Here is a 16,373-nt window from a genome sequence, read left to right as displayed (position 1 = left end):
CCTTTAAGGATTCAATATAAAAAATAGGTAAACAGATGGCTTGGGGCCGTCACACCCCCAAGGATAGACGGCAATTGCAAGGACTCAGCTCAATATGGAGATGGTCCCAAGGTATTTCAAGGCGCGCGGCAGATTGTCGCAATCGAGGCTGTCCAGCCAGTGTAAATCAGCCCAACTGCGTAGCCAGGTGAACTGGCGCTTTGCCAATTGGCGCGTGGCAATGATTCCACGCTCCTGCATCTCGGCTTGCGTCAGCTTGCCATCCAGGTAATCCCAGACTTGTCGATAACCTACAGCACGTATAGACGGCATCCCCGAATGCAGGTCACCTCTATCTCGCAGGGCTACGACCTCGTCGATGAATCCCTGTTCCAACATATTTGTGAATCTTTGTTTAATACGCTCGTGCAGTACCTGGCGATTTGCCGGGGCGATAGCCAAGTTCGCGACAGTATAGGGCAATTGTTGCAGTCCCGAAGCGGCTGCTTCAGTACTTTGCGCAGATTGTCGCAAGCGTAGCTCAGTCATGCTCTGACCACTGACGCGATAAACTTCCAGCGCGCGACTGAGGCGCTGCGGATCGTTCGGATGAATTCGCGCGGCCGATTGCGGATCGATGACCGCCAATTGATCGTGCAGGGCTTGCCAGCCAAGGCGTGCAGCTTCTTCTTCGATTTGCGCGCGCACCTGCGGATCGGCCGCCGGCATGTCGGCCAGACCTTCGAGCAAAGCCTTGTAGTAGAGCATTGTGCCGCCTACCAGCAGCGGAATTTTGCCCCGAGCGGTGATCTCTGCCATGGCCTCAAGCGCATCACGACGAAAATCCGCAGCGGAATAACTCTCGGCCGGGTCGAGAATATCGATCAACCGATGCGGAAATTCGGCCAACAACTCTTTGGAAGGCTTGGCGGTGCCAATGTCCATGCCACGGTAAACCAGCGCCGAATCGACGCTGATCAGCTCGCAGGGCAGGACCTTGGTGAGTTCGATGGCCAGGTCGGTCTTGCCGGCAGCCGTCGGCCCCATCAGGAAAATCGCAGGAGGGAGCTGGCTCATCAACGACCGCGCAAAAACAGTTTGTCCAGATCGTCCAGGCCCAGTTGGGTCCAGGTCGGTCGGCCATGGTTGCATTGACCGCTGCGTTCGGTGTTTTCCATGTCCCGCAGCAGACCGTTCATTTCCGGCAAGGCCAGACGCCGATTCGCTCGAATCGCGCCGTGGCAGGCCATGGTGCCGAGCAGTTCGTTCAGGTGTGCCTGAATCCGGTCGCTGGTGCCGTATTCCATCAAATCCGCCAGAACGTCACTGACCAATCGATTGGCTTGCGCCTGTTTCAGCAGCGCGGGAATCTGTCGGATCGCCAGCGACTCCGGGCCAAGACGCTGCAACTCAAAGCCCAGCCGCTGGAACCACGCGACGTGTTCTTCGGCGCAATCGGCTTCGCGCTGACTGACCGCCAGGGACTCCGGTACCAACAGCGGCTGACCGCTCAGGCCTTCGCTGGCCATGGCGATTTTCAGGCGTTCGTACATGATCCGCTCATGGGCGGCGTGCATGTCCACCAGCACCAGGCCTTGGGCGTTTTCCGAAAGAATATAGATGCCCTTGAGCTGCGCCAACGCATAACCCAGCGGTGGAATGTCGTCCTGCCCGGCTGGCAGCGCGACCGCGTTGGCCTCGGGCAACGGCGCAAAAAACTCACGGTAGGCCGCTTGAGCTTCGGCGACGGGTACGCCGGATTGAGGCCGCGGCGTGTATTGATACTGATAACCGGCGCCAGCGCCCGAGCCAGCCGGCGTGTTGAACGACGGTTGGGCCTGAGGTTGTTCCAGCAGCGCATTGGCCGCCAGACGCATTTCGCCCTGCGGACCAAACTCACCGGCTTCGATGCCGGTGGGCCGGACAATGGCCGTCGCAACAGGCGCGGCCAGATGATCCTCAGGCCGCACATCGCCGAGCGCGCGGTGCAACGTGCCATAGAGGAAATCGTGAACCATGCGCCCGTCACGGAAGCGCACTTCGTGCTTGGTCGGGTGCACGTTGACGTCGACGCCCGCCGGATCGACTTCGAAAAACAGCACGAACGTCGGGTGCCGACCGTTGAACAGCACATCGCGATAAGCCTGGCGCACTGCGTGGGCCACCAGTTTGTCGCGCACCGCGCGGCCGTTCACGAAGAAATACTGCAAGTCCGCCTGGCTGCGGTTGAAGGTCGGCAACCCGACCCAACCCCACAAGTGCAGGCCATTGCGCTCGATCTCGATCGGCAGCGCCTGCTCCAGAAAACCCGCCCCGCAGATCGCCGCCACACGCCGGGCGCGGGCCGCGTCATCGTGGGCTTCGTGCAGGCTGAGGATGGTTTTGCCGTTGTGGCGCAGGTGGAACGCCACGTCGAACCGCGCCAGCGCCAGACGCTTGATCACTTCTTGCAGGTGATCGAATTCGGTTTTTTCGGTCTTGAGAAACTTGCGGCGCGCCGGGGTATTGAAGAACAAATCGCGCACTTCCACCGAAGTCCCCACCGGGTGAGCTGCCGGTTGTACGCGCGGCGCCATGTCCCGGCCTTCGGTTTCCACTTGCCAGGCCTGATCGGCATCGCGAGTGCGGGACGTCAGGGTCAGACGCGCCACGGAGCTGATGGAGGCCAGCGCCTCACCACGAAACCCCAGGCTCATCACCTGTTCGAGGTCTTCCAGGTTGCGAATCTTGCTCGTGGCGTGACGGGCCAGGGCCAAGGGCAGGTCATCGGCAGAAATGCCGCTGCCATCGTCGCGTACCCGCAGCAGCTTGACGCCGCCCTGCTCCACATCGACATCGATGCGTTTGGCGCCGGAGTCGAGACTGTTCTCCAGCAACTCCTTGATCACCGAGGCCGGGCGCTCGACCACTTCACCGGCGGCAATCTGGTTCGCCAGCCGCGGGCTGAGCAGCTCGATGCGCGCAGTGTTGGTCAGCACCTGGTTCATTCTTTGGCCGCCAGTTCAGTGCCAGGAATGGTCAACGTCTGACCAATCTTCAGCTCGTCGCTCTTGAGGTTGTTAGCGCTGCGCAAGGTGGCCGGAGACACCTGATAGCGCACGGCGATCATCGCCAGGGTCTCACCGGGATTGACGCGATGGTCACGTGGGCCCTGGGCGATTTTGCCGGAATCGCGCAGCCAGGCAATGTAGGTGCCCGGCGGTGGATTTTGCTGGAAGAACTGCCGTACGCCGCTGCTGATTGAACGCGCCAGCGCCTGCTGGTGGTTCGCTGCGGCAAGCTTGGAAGCTTCATTGGCGTTGGAGATAAACCCGGTTTCCACCAGAATCGACGGGATGTCCGGCGACTTCAGCACCATGAACCCGGCTTGCTCTACGCGCTGTTTGTGCAGCGGCGTGACGCGGCCGATGTTGCTCAAGACTTTCTGGCCAACGTTGAGGCTCGACGTCAGGGAAGCGGTCATCGACAAATCGAGCAGCACGCCGGCCAGCATGCGGTCCTTGTCGTCGAGGCTGACGTTGCCGGCACCGCCGATCAAGTCGGAACGGTTTTCGCTGTCGGCCAGCCAACGGGCGGTCTCCGACGTAGCGCCGCGGTCGGACAGGGCGAACACCGACGCACCGAACGCGGCGGCCGAAGGCGCGGCGTCGGCGTGGATCGAAACGAATAGATCGGCGCCCTTCTTGCGGGCGATTTCGGTACGACCGCGCAACGGAATGAAGTAGTCGCCGGTGCGAGTCAGTTCGGCGCGGAAGCCTTTCATGCCATTGACCTGACGCTGCAGTTCACGGGCGATCGCCAGCACCACGTCTTTCTCACGCTGACCGCGAGAGCCGGAGGCACCCGGGTCTTCGCCACCGTGGCCGGCATCGATCACCACAATGATGTCGCGCTTGCCGGCCGGGGCGGGCGGCAATTTGATCGAAGGCTCGGAGGGTGCGACAGGGACCGCAGGCAACGTCGCCACGGACGGCGTTGGCGCAGGCGGTGGCGCGGCGTCGGCCGCGTTGTCGAACAGGTCGACGACCAGGCGATTGCCATATTGGGCGTTTGGCGCCAAGGTGAAGCTTTTTGGCGTGACAGCTTTTTTCAGGTCGATGACCACCCGCAGGTCGGTCGGCGTGCGCTGAGCCGAACGCATCGCGGTGATCGGGGTGTTCGAGGTATTAACGTTCAGTGGTGCGCCGAGAGTTGCACCATTAATGTCGATCACCAGCCGATCCGGGGAGGTCAGGGTAAAAACGCTGTGCTGGACAGACCCTGTCAGGTCAAACACCAGTCGCGTGTTGTCCGGCGCCCGCCACAGGCGAACACTGTTGACCTTCGTCTCGGCCACAGCGTCGACGGTCACCGCCAGAAACAACAATCCTACGGCAGCAACCAACGCGCGAAAGCGCATACCTAACCCCATCATTTAATTGGATTCCAATGCCAAAGCGGCACACCACGACTCGCCACGCGAGCCTTGCGGCAAAATTTTCAGCGTACGCCCGCTGTCTTGCGGGCTAATGGTAATGGTCAGGTCGGGCTTTGGCAAAAAGCCTGCACCGTTGCGGGGCCATTCGATCAGGCACAGTGCATCGTCTTCGAAATAGTCGCGGATGCCGAGGTACTCCAACTCCTCTGGATCGACCAATCGATACAGGTCGAAATGGAAGGCGCGGATGTCGCCGATCTCGTAGGGCTCGACCAGGGTGAAGGTCGGACTTTTTACTGCGCCTGCGTGCCCCAGCCCCCGGATAATGCCCCGGGACAGCGTGGTTTTCCCGGCGCCCAGATCTCCCTCGAGAAAAATCAGACCGTGCCCTTCAGTGGTTTGTGCGATGCGCGCACCAAACGCGGTCATCGCCTCTTCATCAGCCAGGTATAGGGTTACTTCAGACACGGTGCTTGCTCCTCCAACAACTGACGAATGGCTGGAATCAGATCACTGGCCGCCAGCCCACGGCCCGATTTACCTTCTTGCGCGCCAGCATTGGCGTGCAGCCAGACCGCCAGGCATGCCGCGTCGTACGCGTCCATGCCCTGAGCGAGCAAGGCGCCGACCAGCCCGGCCAGCACATCGCCCAAACCGGCAGATGCCATGGCCGGATGGCCCTGATGACACAGCGCCAGGCGCCCGTCGGGGCTGGCGATCAGGCTGCCGGCGCCTTTGAGCACCACGACAGCTGTAAACTTTTTGCTCAATGCATGGGCAGCGGCCGGGCGGTCGGCCTGAACATCGGCCGTCGATAGCCCCAGCAATCGCGCCGCCTCGCCAGGGTGCGGCGTGATGACACAACGTGCGGGCAAACTCACGCCACCTTCGGCCAACAGGTTCAACGCATCGGCGTCCCAGACTTGCGGCAACGGCGCATTGGCCGCGGCCGACAACAGACTGCGCCCCCAAGCGGCCTGCCCCAGCCCTGGGCCGACGACCAGCACCGTGACCTTCTCAAGCAGCCCCATCAATTGATTGGCCGACGAAGTGCCGAGCACCATAGCTTCTGGCAAACGTGCCAAGGCGGCTGGAACATGTTCGTTGCGGGTGGCCACAGACACCATGCCGGCGCCGCTGCGCAAAGCACTTTGTGCACCAAGCAGGATGGCGCCACCAAAACCGCGATCACCGCCGATCAGCAATACGTGGCCAAATTTGCCTTTGTGGGCAGTTGGAGCGCGACCGGTCAGACGCGGCACATTACCGGCCGTCAGGCGACGAGCACTGACCGTGGCCCCGATAAACGTCTCAGGGGGGGCTAGCAGATCATTGAATACCAAATCGCCAACCACATCCGCAGCGTCACCGGTGAACAGACCCAGCTTCAAACCGATGAACGTCACCGTGAGGTTCGCTCGAACCGCAATGCCGAGCTGGCGCCCCGTATCGGCGCACAACCCCGAGGGGATATCCACCGCTGCAACCGGCAGCCCACTGGCGTTGATCGCGGCAATGACACTGGCGTATGGCTCGCGTACTTCACCGGTCAGGCCGGTGCCGAGTAAGGCATCCAGCACAATGCCGCGTAATTCGCAGTGCGCGCTCCAGCCTTGAATGGCGACGCCTTCGGCTACTGCCTCGGCATGGGCCGACGCGGCATCGCCCTGCAAACGCCCGGGATCACCGGCGGCCAGCACCCGCACGTGCCAGCCGGCACGTCGGGCCAGCACGGCCACCAGGTAACCGTCGCCTGCGTTATTGCCGTGGCCGGCCACCACGCTCAATTCTTGCGCCGTCGGCCAATGACGAACCAGCGCGCGCCAGGTCGCCCGCGCCGCACGTTGCATCAATTCGAAGCCCGGTGTACCGGCCGCAATCAGGCTCGCATCGAGCCCTCGGACTTGCGCGGCGCTATACAGCGCGTCGGGTAATTCATCTTTAGTGTGCGGCATGCGTCTTCAGGCTCCGATGTCTGGCAGAATTATACGCACCTCAGCTCCGGTTTCTCTCGCCTCATGCCCGCTATTACCACAGACCTGCCCGCCCTCGCCCAATCCATCAAGGACTGGGGCCGCGAGCTGGGCTTTCAGCAAGTCGGCATCAGCGGCCTCGACCTGGCCGAGCATGAGCAGCACCTGGAGCGCTGGCTCGCGGCCGGCTACCACGGCGAAATGGAGTACATGGGCGCCCACGGCAGCAAACGCTCGCACCCGGAAGAACTGGTGCCGGGCACCTTGCGGGTCGTTTCCCTGCGCATGGACTACCTGCCGGGCGACACCGAAATGGCCAAACGCCTGGCCGAACCGGAAAAAGCCTACGTCTCGCGTTATGCCTTGGGCCGCGATTACCACAAATTGATCCGTAAACGCGTGCAACAACTGGCAGAAAAAATTCAGGCAGTGATCGGCCCGTTCGGCTACCGCGCCTTTGTCGACAGCGCCCCGGTACTGGAAAAAGCCATCGCCGAACAGGCAGGCCTTGGCTGGATCGGCAAAAACACGCTGGTATTGAATCGCAAGGCCGGCAGCTACTTCTTCCTCAGCGAACTGTTCGTCGACCTGCCGCTGCCGGTCGACCCGCCACACACGACGGAACACTGCGGCCGCTGCACCGCCTGTCTGGATATCTGCCCGACCAACGCCTTTGTCGGCCCGTATGTACTGGACGCTCGACGCTGCATTTCGTACCTGACCATCGAACTGAAAAGTGCGATTCCTGAAGATTTACGGCCATTGATCGGCAATCGGGTATTCGGTTGCGATGACTGCCAGATCGTCTGCCCGTGGAACCGCTTCGCTCGACCTTCCGGGGAAAGCGATTTCAAACCCCGGCATAACCTGGACAACGCCGAACTGGCCGAACTGTTCATGTGGGACGAAGAGAAGTTCCTCAGCAGCACCGAAGGCTCACCGCTCAGACGCGCGGGCTACGAGCGCTGGTTGCGCAATCTGGCGGTCGGCCTGGGTAATGCGCCGTCAAGCATTCCGGTGCTGGAAGCGCTCAAGGCACGGCGGGACTATCCGTCGGAACTGGTGCGCGAACACGTCGAATGGGCCCTGAAACAACACGGACTCCTGTAGCAGCTGCCGAAGGCTGCGTTCGGCTGCGCAGCAGTCGTCATTCCGCAAAGCGAGTCCTGCGGCCTCGAACGCAGCCTTCGGCAGCTGCTACAGAGACCGTGTCAAGCTTCGTCGTTATAAACGAACTTGGGCATTTCCCAGTGGAAACGAATCGCCAGCAAGCGCAGCAGGAAGCCGCCGAACAGGGTGATCAGGATCGCCTGTTCACCGGGTAATTGCAGGTAGATGCAGAGCAGATAGCACCATGCCGCGGCAAACGAGACGCTGGCGTAGAGCTCACGGCGGAAGATCAACGGGATGTCGTTGCAGAAGATGTCTCGCAGGATGCCGCCGAACACGCCGGTGATCACGCCGCTGACCGAGGCCACCAGCATGCCGTGGCCCATTTCCAGGGCCGTCATGCAGCCGATCAGGGTGAACGCTACCAGGCCCACGGCATCGAGCACCAGAAACAGCGAACGCAGGTGGCGCATCCAGCGAGCGATGAAGATCGTCAGCATCGCCGCGACCGAGGTCAGCACCAGGTATTCCGGGTGTTTGACCCAGGTCAGCGGGTAGTGGCCAAGCAGCACGTCGCGCACCGAACCGCCGCCCAGCGCCGTGACGCACGCGATCAGCACCACACCAAACCAGTCCATGCCGCGACGGCCCGCAGACAGGGCGCCAGTCATGGCTTCGGCAGTAATGGCGATCAGATAGAGCATCAGCAACATGGTGGCGGTCCTGGCAGAAAGGCGCGCAGTCTACTCACTTCACCGAAGCACCAAAAGAGGGCGCCGAAGCATTCACGCAGATCTGTGGCGAGGGGGCTTGCCCCCGTTGGGTCGCGTAGCGGCCCCAAAACCAGACACCATGTTTTGTCAGGCATACCGTGACCGACCGGTTTGCGACTGCTGCGCAGCCGAACGGGGGCAAGCCCCCTCGCCACAATGGCCCGCGAGCACCCAATCAGAACTTGATGAAGTTCTTGCGGTAGTGCTGCAGCTCGGCGATCGATTCGCGGATGTCGTCCAGGGCCAGGTGGGTGCTGCCCTTCTTGAAGCTGTCGCGTACGTCCGGCGCCCAGCGCGCGGCCAGTTCCTTAAGGGTCGACACGTCGAGGTTGCGGTAGTGGAAGTAGCTTTCCAGCGATTTCATGTGGGTATAAAGGAAGCGACGGTCCTGGCAGATGCTGTTGCCACAGATCGGCGACTTGCCCTTCGGCACCCATTTTTCCAGGAAGGCGATGGTCTCGGCTTCGGCTTCGGCCATGCTGATACGGCTGTCGCGAACCCGCTTGGTCAGACCGGAGCCGCCGTGCTGACGGGTATTCCACTCGTCCATGCCGGCGAGGATCTCGTCACTGTGATGGATGGCGATCACCGGACCTTCGGCCAAGGTGTTCAAATTACTGTCGGTGACGATAGTGGCCATCTCGATGATGACGTCGGTATCAGGGTTCAGACCGGTCATTTCCAGGTCGATCCAGATCAGGTTCAGCGGGTTTTGCATGAGTCGGCTCCTCGGCGTAGGTGCGCAGTTTAGCCTAGGGAGGCCACCGGGCGTGCTAAACTCGCGGCCGTTTTACCTAATCGCTGCATTCTCGATACGGAACACCCATGGCCAAACGCCAACTCAATCGTCGTCAAAACTGGCGCATCGAAAAGATTCAGGGCGAGCGCGCTGCCCGCGCCGCCAAACGCGAGTCCTCGGCTGTCGAGGCACTCGAAGGCGGCGACCTGGGTCCGGAACAGACGGGCCTGGTGATCGCCCACTTCGGTGTGCAGGTCGAAGTCGAGGCCCTCGATGGCGAATTGGCCGGCCAGGTGTTCCGCTGCCACTTGCGCGCCAACCTGCCAGCGCTGGTGACCGGCGATCAGGTGGTATGGCGTGCCGGCAACCAGGGCATCGGCGTGATCGTGGCGCAACTGCCGCGTAAAACCGAGCTCTGCCGTCCGGACAGCCGTGGCCAGCTCAAGCCGGTGGCGGCCAACGTCGACTTGATCGTGATCGTCTTCGCCCCGCTGCCCGAGCCTCACGCCAACCTGATCGACCGTTACCTGGTCGCTGCGGAACACGCCGGTATTCGGCCGTTGCTGCTGCTGAACAAATTCGACCTGATCGACGAGCAGAACGCCCCGGCGCTGAATGCCTTGCTGGCGGTTTACCGCACGCTCGGTTACCCGGTGCTGGAAGTGTCGGCCCACCACGGCAATGGCATGGAGCAGTTGCAGAAGCAGCTGGATGGGCACATCAGCGTATTCGTCGGCCAGTCCGGTGTCGGCAAGTCGTCGCTGGTCAACAGCCTGCTGCCGGAAGTCGACACCCGCGTCGGCCCGCTGTCCGAGCTGTCCGGCCAAGGCACCCACACCACCACCACCGCGCGATTGTTCCACTTCCCTGGCGGCGGTGAGTTGATCGACTCCCCGGGTATTCGGGAGTTCGGCCTGGGTCACGTCAGCCGGGCCGACGTCGAAGCCGGTTTCATCGAGTTCAACGATCTGATCGGCACCTGTCGCTTCCGCGACTGCAAGCACGACCGCGAGCCGGGTTGCGCCCTGCTCAAGGCCCTGGAAGAGGGCCGCGTGCAGCAGCAACGGATGAACAGCTACCGCTCGATCATCGCCAGCTTGCCTGAAAGCAGCTATTAAACAGACGTGCCAGCCGCCCCTGACTTGCGGGGCGGTAGGTCGTTCGTGGCGTCCTACAAAAACGCCCTCAATTAAACGTCAGACCTTTCTGTAAGGCTTCTTCGCGCCTGCCTGACGGACGCGTCTCTTTAACCGCCAAGGCCTTGTTGCGGCCACTCAAGTGCATACATTCGAGCCCTCATCGCATTTCAGGCGATACCGAGGGACAGCCATGCAAACCTATCATTTGTTCATCAGCCACTCGTGGAACTACTCAGACGCCCACGACAATCTGGTTCGCCTGCTCAATGCGAAGCCCGGCTTCACGTTCAAGAATTTTTCGGTGCCACCGGACAACCCGATCATCGGCGCGAAAACCGACAAGCAACTTGAAGAAGCCATCGAAAACAAGATTCGGCTCTGCTCGGCAGTGCTGATCATGGCAGGGATGTATTCGACCTACAGCAAGTGGATCAACAAGGAAATCGAGATCGCCAGGCGAATGGACAAGGTCATCATTGCGATAAAGCCGTTTGGTGCCGAACGGATTTCCACGGTGGTACGCCGGGCGGCGCACGCGGAGTGTGCGTGGAACACCAACAGCATCATCGATGCCATTCGCACTCACGCGGCGGGCTGAACCATGCGCAAGGGACTGTTCATCGGCATTAATAACTACAGCCATGTTTCGCAATTGAGTGGCTGCAACAATGACGCGATGGCCATGGCTTCGGTGCTGAAAACCGACGCCAATGGCGATCCGAATTTCAAGAACCTGGTCCTGACCTCCGCCGAAGATTATCTGAGCCGCGAAAAGCTCGAAGGGCATATCCAGGAACTGTTTTCAGGCGATTGCAGCGTTGCACTGTTGTACTTCGCCGGTCACGGCAACTTCGACGTCGATACGGACGAAGGTATGCTGATCCCCCAGGACTACAAATCCGCCAAGGATGGAATTCGCATCAGCGACATCCTGAATTGGGCGACCAAAGCCGTAAAAATCAAAAACAAAGTGATTATTCTCGACTGCTGCCAAGCGGGCTCGGCGGGCGAAGTGCGGGCGCTACGCAGCGAAAGCAGCATGGTCTGCGAAGGCATGACCATCCTCACCGCGTGCAAAAAGGAAGAGCCGGCTATGGAAGGCGCCAACCACGGCATCTTCACGGGGCTGCTGCTGCAAGCATTGCACGGCGGCGCCGCAAACATATTGGGAAAGATTACCCCCGGCAGCCTCTATTCATTCGTCGACAACGCTCTAGACGCGTGGGAACAGCGCCCGGTGTTCAAGACTAATGTGTCGCAGTTCATTTCATTGCGAGAAGTCTCGCCGCTGATCCCCAAAGAGATTCTGCGCAAACTGCCTGATTGGTTCGAAGAGGCGGAGTCAATGTTTGCCCTCGATCCGAGCTACGAACCTACCGAAGCCACGTTCGACCCAGAGCACGGCGAAGTCTTCGCCCAACTGCAAAAGTGCAATCGCCACAGCCTGATCGAACCGGTGGACGCCGAGCACATGTACTACGCGGCCATCAACTCCACCGGTTGCCGCCTCACCGCCCTCGGCGCCTATTACCGCGAACTCGCGATCAAGGGACATTTCTGATGCCAGTGTTTATCAGCTACCGCCATACCGATCGGTCCCACGCCATCGCCATCAGCACCCGCCTGATTCGGGCCAACATCAAGACCTACTTCGACGTGCTGGATCCGGAATCACAGACCACTGACGACATCACCGGGGTCATCACCCGCAACATCACCGAGTGCACGCATCTGCTGGCGATAGTCTCGGACAAGACCGCGCTGTCGTGGTGGGTGCCGTTCGAAATCGGTGAAGCGACCATCAGCAACCGGCGGATATGCTCATTCAAGACCGGACCGGCGGAACTGCCGCTATATCTCGATAAATGGCCAAAGCTCAGCACCGACAAGGATCTGGAGTTTTTCATTGATGCCTATCGTGAAGAAGTGGCGACCAAGCGCTCAATGACGCTGGGCTCGATCAACGAATCCCTTTACCGCACCTACAGAGGTAACGCCGAGTTGTTCCACGACCAACTCAAGAACCGCATCCGACGCGGTTTCTGACAGGCGCAAAAAAGCGGCGATGATTGCAATGCTGCTCACTTAAGCGAGACTCTTCAGTCAAGCCTACCTTTGTGGCGAGCGAGCTTGCTCCGCGCTGCGTTCCGATGCAGGGCTGCTTAGCAGCCCCAAAATCCGATAACAATCGCCGAATTTTGTGAGTCCGCACTCAAGCGGGAGCGAGCTCCCTCGCCACAGGTTTCTCACTGACTAAAGCCCCTCTTAAGTGCCTTCTGAACGGCCAAAAACAGGATTTACGCACGCTATCAACGCTAGTGATACTGTGCGAAAAAAATGAATTAATTGAGGCCAAAGGCTTCTTGAATGATCTTGATCAAGCGGTCACCATCCACCCTTTTGTAACCTTGAGGGTTTGACGCAAGCTCAGCGGGCACCTGGCTGAGAAATAACGTCAAATCGAGAGCCATTCGTTCAGGAAGCTTGGCCATTCCTTCTGTAAGACCGACAGACAGTAAGATCACATCTCTGAAGTGCTTATTGATATCACGACTGTCCACTCGAGCGCCGTTCTCGACCTGTGCCTTCTTGTTAAGCCAAGCATGGGCCTTGAGCGGAACGAGCCTGTCGGCCCCGATGTGACTGATTTCCTGAGTGTGGTCGACGCCGGCCAGGAGAAAGTTGTAATACTCATCATCAAGGATGATCGCAGAAAGGCTTGCGGCTTGCTCTTCTACGGGGACTTTGGTCATTCGTGCCGCTTCTTCGTGCTCCAGGCCATCTGGAACCCGAGAAAAAAGCTCGATCTGAACTGGAAAGGATTTGTCCTGAGGATCCTGGAAGCGATAGAAAACAGGGGAGTCCCCTCCGCTGTCGCCATTTTGGCGAATGGCGTACCCGCCGTCCTTGATGAACGTCCAGAACTGCCCTACGAACTCACGATTGAGGGCCTCAACGACCAGCACGACATCCAGATCCTTGGTGGCTCGAAATGGCTCATCCAGAAGCTCCATGGTAATGGATGCTGCCACCCCGCCAATCAGAACGTAGCTACCTTGGTAGTCTTTGAAATACTCTCTAAACCGGTCGATACCCACTACCATTTCACGTTCTCCATCATTTCATCCAAACACATTTGCACCCGGTCATCATGCTCATCCTTGAGACTCAGGTAGAGAGAAAAGGGGTCTACAGCCCCAGTAGCTGTGTTGCTATACAGAGGGTCATAGCTCCAAAACTGGATGCAACACGCTGCATGGTTTTGCGGCACCTCATAATAGGGAGATGTGGTTTCGAATTTCGATTTGGCCGTCTTTGAGGTTGAACCCCAAAGGCTGATCTCTACCCCATATGCCGTATTCACTTTTTGACGGTGATCAGACTGAGCTAGCCCTCGAATGTTATCGAACTGCGCAGTCGTCATTGCAAAGCAAGGCACTTTGGGACTGGCGAGAAGGCTCATTTCTGCCAGGGCTGCCTCCCCCGCCAGCAGCATTGGGGTGTCAAACGCCTCAGGAATTGCATTTAACCAAAGCGTTTTTTTGACCGGCGTACGCATATAGTTTTTCGCCATTTCCCAAGTCGCCCTGGGGGACAAGTGAAAAAATATCGCGGCTTCACCCATTTCCTTTCCAGGCCGAACGATGTCCAAGTCGGTCAGCTCTTTAATGGCTCTGGTGACGGTCATTTTCGCGTAGGTAAAGGTTTTTTCAAAAGTGGAGCGAGTGATCAGTAGCTGGTGCTGCCATCCTTTAATCAAGAATTGAATAAGCATGGATTGGGTGGCGGGACTCAGAACCTGAGGTTTTTCCAGACGCTGCCTGTAGTACTCCCGCAAATCCATTCCAAACGCAGGAAGGTAAAGCTGGTTTCCTGGCACGATGAATTGGACGCCTTTCTCGACCAGTCGCTTTCTGTCATAGCTCGGAAGTGTGTCTGTGACGAAGATCATGAGGTCGCCGGTTTCGGGCGATTTCTTCGCCAGCAGGTTGTTGATTGCCTGCATATGCTTGGCGACATCTGCAACGCTAACTTCCCGCTGCGGACGTTCCTTGAGGATGAGGCACTCGGCGCCCAAGATTTGCGTGACGAAAAACTCGTATCGGTCACGCAGCGCATACGGAAGGATTTTGATGTGTTCCCACGGTTTTAATCGCAGCTTTAGGCCAAGCACACTCTCTACATAGACCTTGAGCTCGATCAGGTCACGCCTCTCATGGAGGTCGTCGCTGGTAAAATCAACCATGGTCATTCTTCCGCATCACGATTTCATCACGATATCAGAAGGCCTGATAGCGTGCAAAATTCTTGATATTCCTCCGTGAATTTTGATGCAGAGTCTCTGAGAAGCAAGATAAAAGGTAATGGCCGGGGAGCGAGTGACAGTCGCGGCAGGGATGTAGTTATCTACAACCCCTACCGCGATCAGATTTTTTGGGCCCCTACGCCGCCCAGTGCCGGAACGCCGCCTGGAGCAATCACTCGCCACAAATTAGTGAACTGCATTGCACGACGATCGCCATTTCTGGTTTCAGCGTGCAGCTTTTTCCAGCTTCCAGCCCAGCGCATCCAGGGCGTCACAGCCGTCCTGAATCAACACGTGTGCAGCATTGGCGAAATGCTCCAGGTCGTGACCTTCGGCGTCCTTGATGCACAGGCAGGTAATGCTGTTGAGCAGATTGCGCGCGGCTTTGATTCGGTGAGTGGCGGTTTCGAGGAGATCCGATACTTTGGCTTCGGTATCTATGTACAGCGTCGGGCCGACGCTGAAATTGCCTTGCAGAGGGTGGTACTGGGTCATGTTTATATCTCATCTGATAAGTGAAACTCCCACCCTTTCGCGGCTAAACGAATTGGGTGGTAGCTGTACGCGGGTTAGCCGACCGGACAGATGAACCCGGCACACCCGAAGGTGTCCCACGCACAGCCACCATAGACATGCAGATGCCAGGCAGCAAAAAGCGCCACGATTATACGGGCGCTTGTGCATCATCTGTTACGACCGGCTAAAGTCGATCACCGAAACGTCGGCGACGGGCGAACTATAGGCGAGCAACCTAGGGAAGTAAAACCCGGCCAATACGCCTCAGAACGGTCCTACGCCAATCTCGGAAGAAAGCCATGTTCTTTATTTTTGCTGCTGGCAGTGTCAGTCCCGTGCCCGGTGAGTAGAGACAAAAAAGCCGCGATCATTCGCGGCTTTTTCATGGGTCACTGCTTGGGCGGCTCACCCGGCTTCGGCACCGGATCATCAAACAGATTCAACCGCTCACGAAGCTCATGTGCCGGCAGCGGTTCCTTATCCGCCGGCAAGGCGTTCGGATCGGCTGGCGGCGTGGGCACTTCGCCCGGGCCGCCCTGCCCTTGCGTCGGCACTGGCGCAGGTTCGGCACCTTGCGAACCTTCGATGGCACGCTGGGCTTTCTTGGTCAGCACGATGATATCGATGCGGCGGTTGACCGGGTTGAACGGATTCTCCCGGTCGAACAGCGCCGACGAGGCATAACCCACGACTCGCGCTACTTGAGCGTCCGGATAGCTGCCGGCGATCAATGCACGACGAGCCGCGTTGGCGCGGTTGGCCGAGAGTTCCCAGTTGCCGAAATCGCCGGTGCCCGAGTACGGCTTGGCATCGGTGTGGCCGCTGATGCTGATCTTGTTTGGCACCGCTTTGATGGTGTCGGCCATGGCCAGCAGGATGTCTTCGAAATACGGCTTCAGACGTGCACTGCCTGAGTCGAACATCGGGCGGTTTTCGGCGTCCACAATCTGGATGCGCAAACCGTCCTGGGTAATCTCGAAGAGGATCTGATCCTTGAACTTCTGCAACTGCGGGTTTTCTTCGACCTTGTTCTGCAACTCTTGCAGCAGCAATTCCAGGCGCTCTTTCTCAACCTGCTCGGCCATGCCTTCGACCTGTTCGGCGTCGATAGTCACCTTGTCCGGCTGAGGCTGGGATTTCACCTCGGGGTTGAGGGTGTTCTCCGGTGCCAGGGTCGGCGAGCCGCCCAGATCGATGATGTATGGCGTGCCGCTTTCGCTGAAACCGACCGGGTCCTTGAAGTAACCGGCGATGGCGATCTTCTGTTCCGGCGTTGCCGTGGACAACAGCCACAACACCAGGAAGAACGCCATCATCGCCGTCGCGAAGTCCGCGAAGGCAATTTTCCAGGAGCCCCCGTGATGCCCGCCCGCGTACTTTTTGACGCGTTTGATGATTATCGGCTGGTTATTTTCCATGAC

Annotated in this window: 16 protein-coding genes; 5 read left to right on the top strand and 11 right to left on the bottom strand. The window is 59.2% G+C overall.

Annotated elements, in window-relative coordinates; genetic code table 11:
* Nucleotides 1-84: 84 nt before the first annotated feature.
* The 5 genes from miaA to ACQKPC_RS13790 are packed head-to-tail and all read right to left on the bottom strand — an operon-like array spanning nt 85 to nt 6,351.
* Nucleotides 85-1,056, bottom strand: coding sequence for a tRNA (adenosine(37)-N6)-dimethylallyltransferase MiaA (gene miaA, locus ACQKPC_RS13810; protein WP_007902653.1), 972 nt, complete (start codon nt 1,054-1,056; stop codon nt 85-87).
* On the bottom strand, nt 1,056-2,966 hold the full coding sequence (gene mutL / locus ACQKPC_RS13805; RefSeq protein ID WP_427625124.1) for a DNA mismatch repair endonuclease MutL: 1,911 nt from the start codon (nt 2,964-2,966) through the stop codon (nt 1,056-1,058). The genes miaA and mutL overlap by 1 nt, the downstream gene beginning before the upstream one ends.
* On the bottom strand, nt 2,963-4,393 hold the full coding sequence (locus tag ACQKPC_RS13800; protein ID WP_192345973.1) for an N-acetylmuramoyl-L-alanine amidase: 1,431 nt from the start codon (nt 4,391-4,393) through the stop codon (nt 2,963-2,965). Before ACQKPC_RS13800 ends, mutL begins: the two co-directional genes overlap by 4 nt.
* Nucleotides 4,394-4,864: a tRNA (adenosine(37)-N6)-threonylcarbamoyltransferase complex ATPase subunit type 1 TsaE gene (gene tsaE / locus ACQKPC_RS13795; RefSeq protein ID WP_427625123.1), complete on the bottom strand. Its 471-nt coding sequence runs from the start codon at nt 4,862-4,864 to the stop codon at nt 4,394-4,396.
* The gene (locus ACQKPC_RS13790) at nt 4,852-6,351 is read right to left on the bottom strand and encodes an NAD(P)H-hydrate dehydratase (protein ID WP_427625122.1); all 1,500 of its coding nucleotides are present in this window, start codon (nt 6,349-6,351) and stop codon (nt 4,852-4,854) included. Before ACQKPC_RS13790 ends, tsaE begins: the two co-directional genes overlap by 13 nt.
* A gap of 63 nt (nt 6,352-6,414) precedes the next feature.
* Here ACQKPC_RS13790 and queG point away from each other — a divergent pair, with 63 nt between their 5' ends.
* On the top strand, nt 6,415-7,479 hold the full coding sequence (gene queG, locus ACQKPC_RS13785; protein WP_427625121.1) for a tRNA epoxyqueuosine(34) reductase QueG: 1,065 nt from the start codon (nt 6,415-6,417) through the stop codon (nt 7,477-7,479).
* Nucleotides 7,480-7,580: 101 nt separating this feature from the next.
* On the opposite strand, the gene ACQKPC_RS13780 is transcribed toward queG, so the two are convergent.
* Both ACQKPC_RS13780 and orn read right to left on the bottom strand, forming a co-directional pair.
* Complete coding sequence (locus tag ACQKPC_RS13780) at nt 7,581-8,192, bottom strand: trimeric intracellular cation channel family protein (protein WP_030128339.1); 612 nt, start codon at nt 8,190-8,192, stop codon at nt 7,581-7,583.
* 235 nt (nt 8,193-8,427) lie between these two features.
* On the bottom strand, nt 8,428-8,970 hold the full coding sequence (orn, locus tag ACQKPC_RS13775; protein ID WP_427625120.1) for an oligoribonuclease: 543 nt from the start codon (nt 8,968-8,970) through the stop codon (nt 8,428-8,430).
* A 107-nt stretch (nt 8,971-9,077) separates the two neighbouring features.
* Here orn and rsgA point away from each other — a divergent pair, with 107 nt between their 5' ends.
* The 4 genes from rsgA to ACQKPC_RS13755 all read left to right on the top strand — a co-directional run bounded on the left by rsgA (nt 9,078) and on the right by ACQKPC_RS13755 (nt 12,176).
* On the top strand, nt 9,078-10,109 hold the full coding sequence (gene rsgA / locus ACQKPC_RS13770; RefSeq protein ID WP_007902636.1) for a small ribosomal subunit biogenesis GTPase RsgA: 1,032 nt from the start codon (nt 9,078-9,080) through the stop codon (nt 10,107-10,109).
* Nucleotides 10,110-10,320: 211 nt separating this feature from the next.
* Nucleotides 10,321-10,728, top strand: coding sequence for a TIR domain-containing protein (locus ACQKPC_RS13765; RefSeq protein WP_427625119.1), 408 nt, complete (start codon nt 10,321-10,323; stop codon nt 10,726-10,728).
* Nucleotides 10,729-10,731: 3 nt separating this feature from the next.
* Nucleotides 10,732-11,691 (top strand): caspase family protein, encoded by a 960-nt coding sequence (locus ACQKPC_RS13760; protein ID WP_427625118.1) that lies wholly within the window; start codon nt 10,732-10,734, stop codon nt 11,689-11,691.
* Nucleotides 11,691-12,176 carry a toll/interleukin-1 receptor domain-containing protein gene (locus ACQKPC_RS13755; protein WP_218397191.1) on the top strand — a complete coding sequence of 162 codons (486 nt, stop codon included), beginning with the start codon at nt 11,691-11,693 and terminating at the stop codon, nt 12,174-12,176. Before ACQKPC_RS13760 ends, ACQKPC_RS13755 begins: the two co-directional genes overlap by 1 nt.
* 296 nt (nt 12,177-12,472) lie before the next feature.
* Here the strand turns inward: ACQKPC_RS13755 and ACQKPC_RS13750 are convergent, their stop codons facing one another.
* The 4 genes from ACQKPC_RS13750 to motB all read right to left on the bottom strand — a co-directional run bounded on the left by ACQKPC_RS13750 (nt 12,473) and on the right by motB (nt 16,370).
* Complete coding sequence (locus ACQKPC_RS13750; RefSeq protein WP_427625117.1) at nt 12,473-13,234, bottom strand: hypothetical protein; 762 nt, start codon at nt 13,232-13,234, stop codon at nt 12,473-12,475.
* Nucleotides 13,228-14,376, bottom strand: coding sequence for a hypothetical protein (locus ACQKPC_RS13745; protein WP_427625116.1), 1,149 nt, complete (start codon nt 14,374-14,376; stop codon nt 13,228-13,230). The genes ACQKPC_RS13750 and ACQKPC_RS13745 overlap by 7 nt, the downstream gene beginning before the upstream one ends.
* 285 nt (nt 14,377-14,661) lie before the next feature.
* Nucleotides 14,662-14,931 (bottom strand): hypothetical protein, encoded by a 270-nt coding sequence (locus ACQKPC_RS13740; RefSeq protein ID WP_427625115.1) that lies wholly within the window; start codon nt 14,929-14,931, stop codon nt 14,662-14,664.
* Between the two features lie 410 nt (nt 14,932-15,341).
* A complete protein-coding gene (gene motB, locus ACQKPC_RS13735) occupies nt 15,342-16,370 on the bottom strand; it encodes a flagellar motor protein MotB (protein WP_427625114.1) in 1,029 nt (342 codons plus the stop codon).
* Nucleotides 16,371-16,373: the final 3 nt, after the last annotated feature.

It is taken from the genome of Pseudomonas sp. NPDC089918, assembly GCF_050280605.1.
In the GTDB taxonomy this organism is placed as follows: Bacteria; Pseudomonadota; Gammaproteobacteria; order Pseudomonadales; family Pseudomonadaceae; genus Aquipseudomonas.
This window is presented reverse-complemented; position numbering and strand designations above follow the sequence as displayed.

Bases quoted from the DNA above. Each gene is read 5' to 3' on its own strand.
- motB (WP_427625114.1), bottom strand. From the start codon at position 16,370: ATGGAAAATAACCAGCCGATAATCATCAAACGCGTCAAAAAGTACGCG.
- ACQKPC_RS13745 (WP_427625116.1), bottom strand. From the start codon at position 14,376: ATGGTTGATTTTACCAGCGACGACCTCCATGAGAGGCGTGACCTGATC.
- ACQKPC_RS13740 (WP_427625115.1), bottom strand. From the start codon at position 14,931: ATGACCCAGTACCACCCTCTGCAAGGCAATTTCAGCGTCGGCCCGACG.
- ACQKPC_RS13750 (WP_427625117.1), bottom strand. From the start codon at position 13,234: ATGGTAGTGGGTATCGACCGGTTTAGAGAGTATTTCAAAGACTACCAA.
- queG (WP_427625121.1), top strand. From the start codon at position 6,415: ATGCCCGCTATTACCACAGACCTGCCCGCCCTCGCCCAATCCATCAAG.
- ACQKPC_RS13760 (WP_427625118.1), top strand. From the start codon at position 10,732: ATGCGCAAGGGACTGTTCATCGGCATTAATAACTACAGCCATGTTTCG.
- rsgA (WP_007902636.1), top strand. From the start codon at position 9,078: ATGGCCAAACGCCAACTCAATCGTCGTCAAAACTGGCGCATCGAAAAG.
- mutL (WP_427625124.1), bottom strand. From the start codon at position 2,966: ATGAACCAGGTGCTGACCAACACTGCGCGCATCGAGCTGCTCAGCCCG.
- orn (WP_427625120.1), bottom strand. From the start codon at position 8,970: ATGCAAAACCCGCTGAACCTGATCTGGATCGACCTGGAAATGACCGGT.
- miaA (WP_007902653.1), bottom strand. From the start codon at position 1,056: ATGAGCCAGCTCCCTCCTGCGATTTTCCTGATGGGGCCGACGGCTGCC.
- ACQKPC_RS13800 (WP_192345973.1), bottom strand. From the start codon at position 4,393: ATGATGGGGTTAGGTATGCGCTTTCGCGCGTTGGTTGCTGCCGTAGGA.
- ACQKPC_RS13790 (WP_427625122.1), bottom strand. From the start codon at position 6,351: ATGCCGCACACTAAAGATGAATTACCCGACGCGCTGTATAGCGCCGCG.
- ACQKPC_RS13780 (WP_030128339.1), bottom strand. From the start codon at position 8,192: ATGTTGCTGATGCTCTATCTGATCGCCATTACTGCCGAAGCCATGACT.
- ACQKPC_RS13765 (WP_427625119.1), top strand. From the start codon at position 10,321: ATGCAAACCTATCATTTGTTCATCAGCCACTCGTGGAACTACTCAGAC.
- ACQKPC_RS13755 (WP_218397191.1), top strand. From the start codon at position 11,691: ATGCCAGTGTTTATCAGCTACCGCCATACCGATCGGTCCCACGCCATC.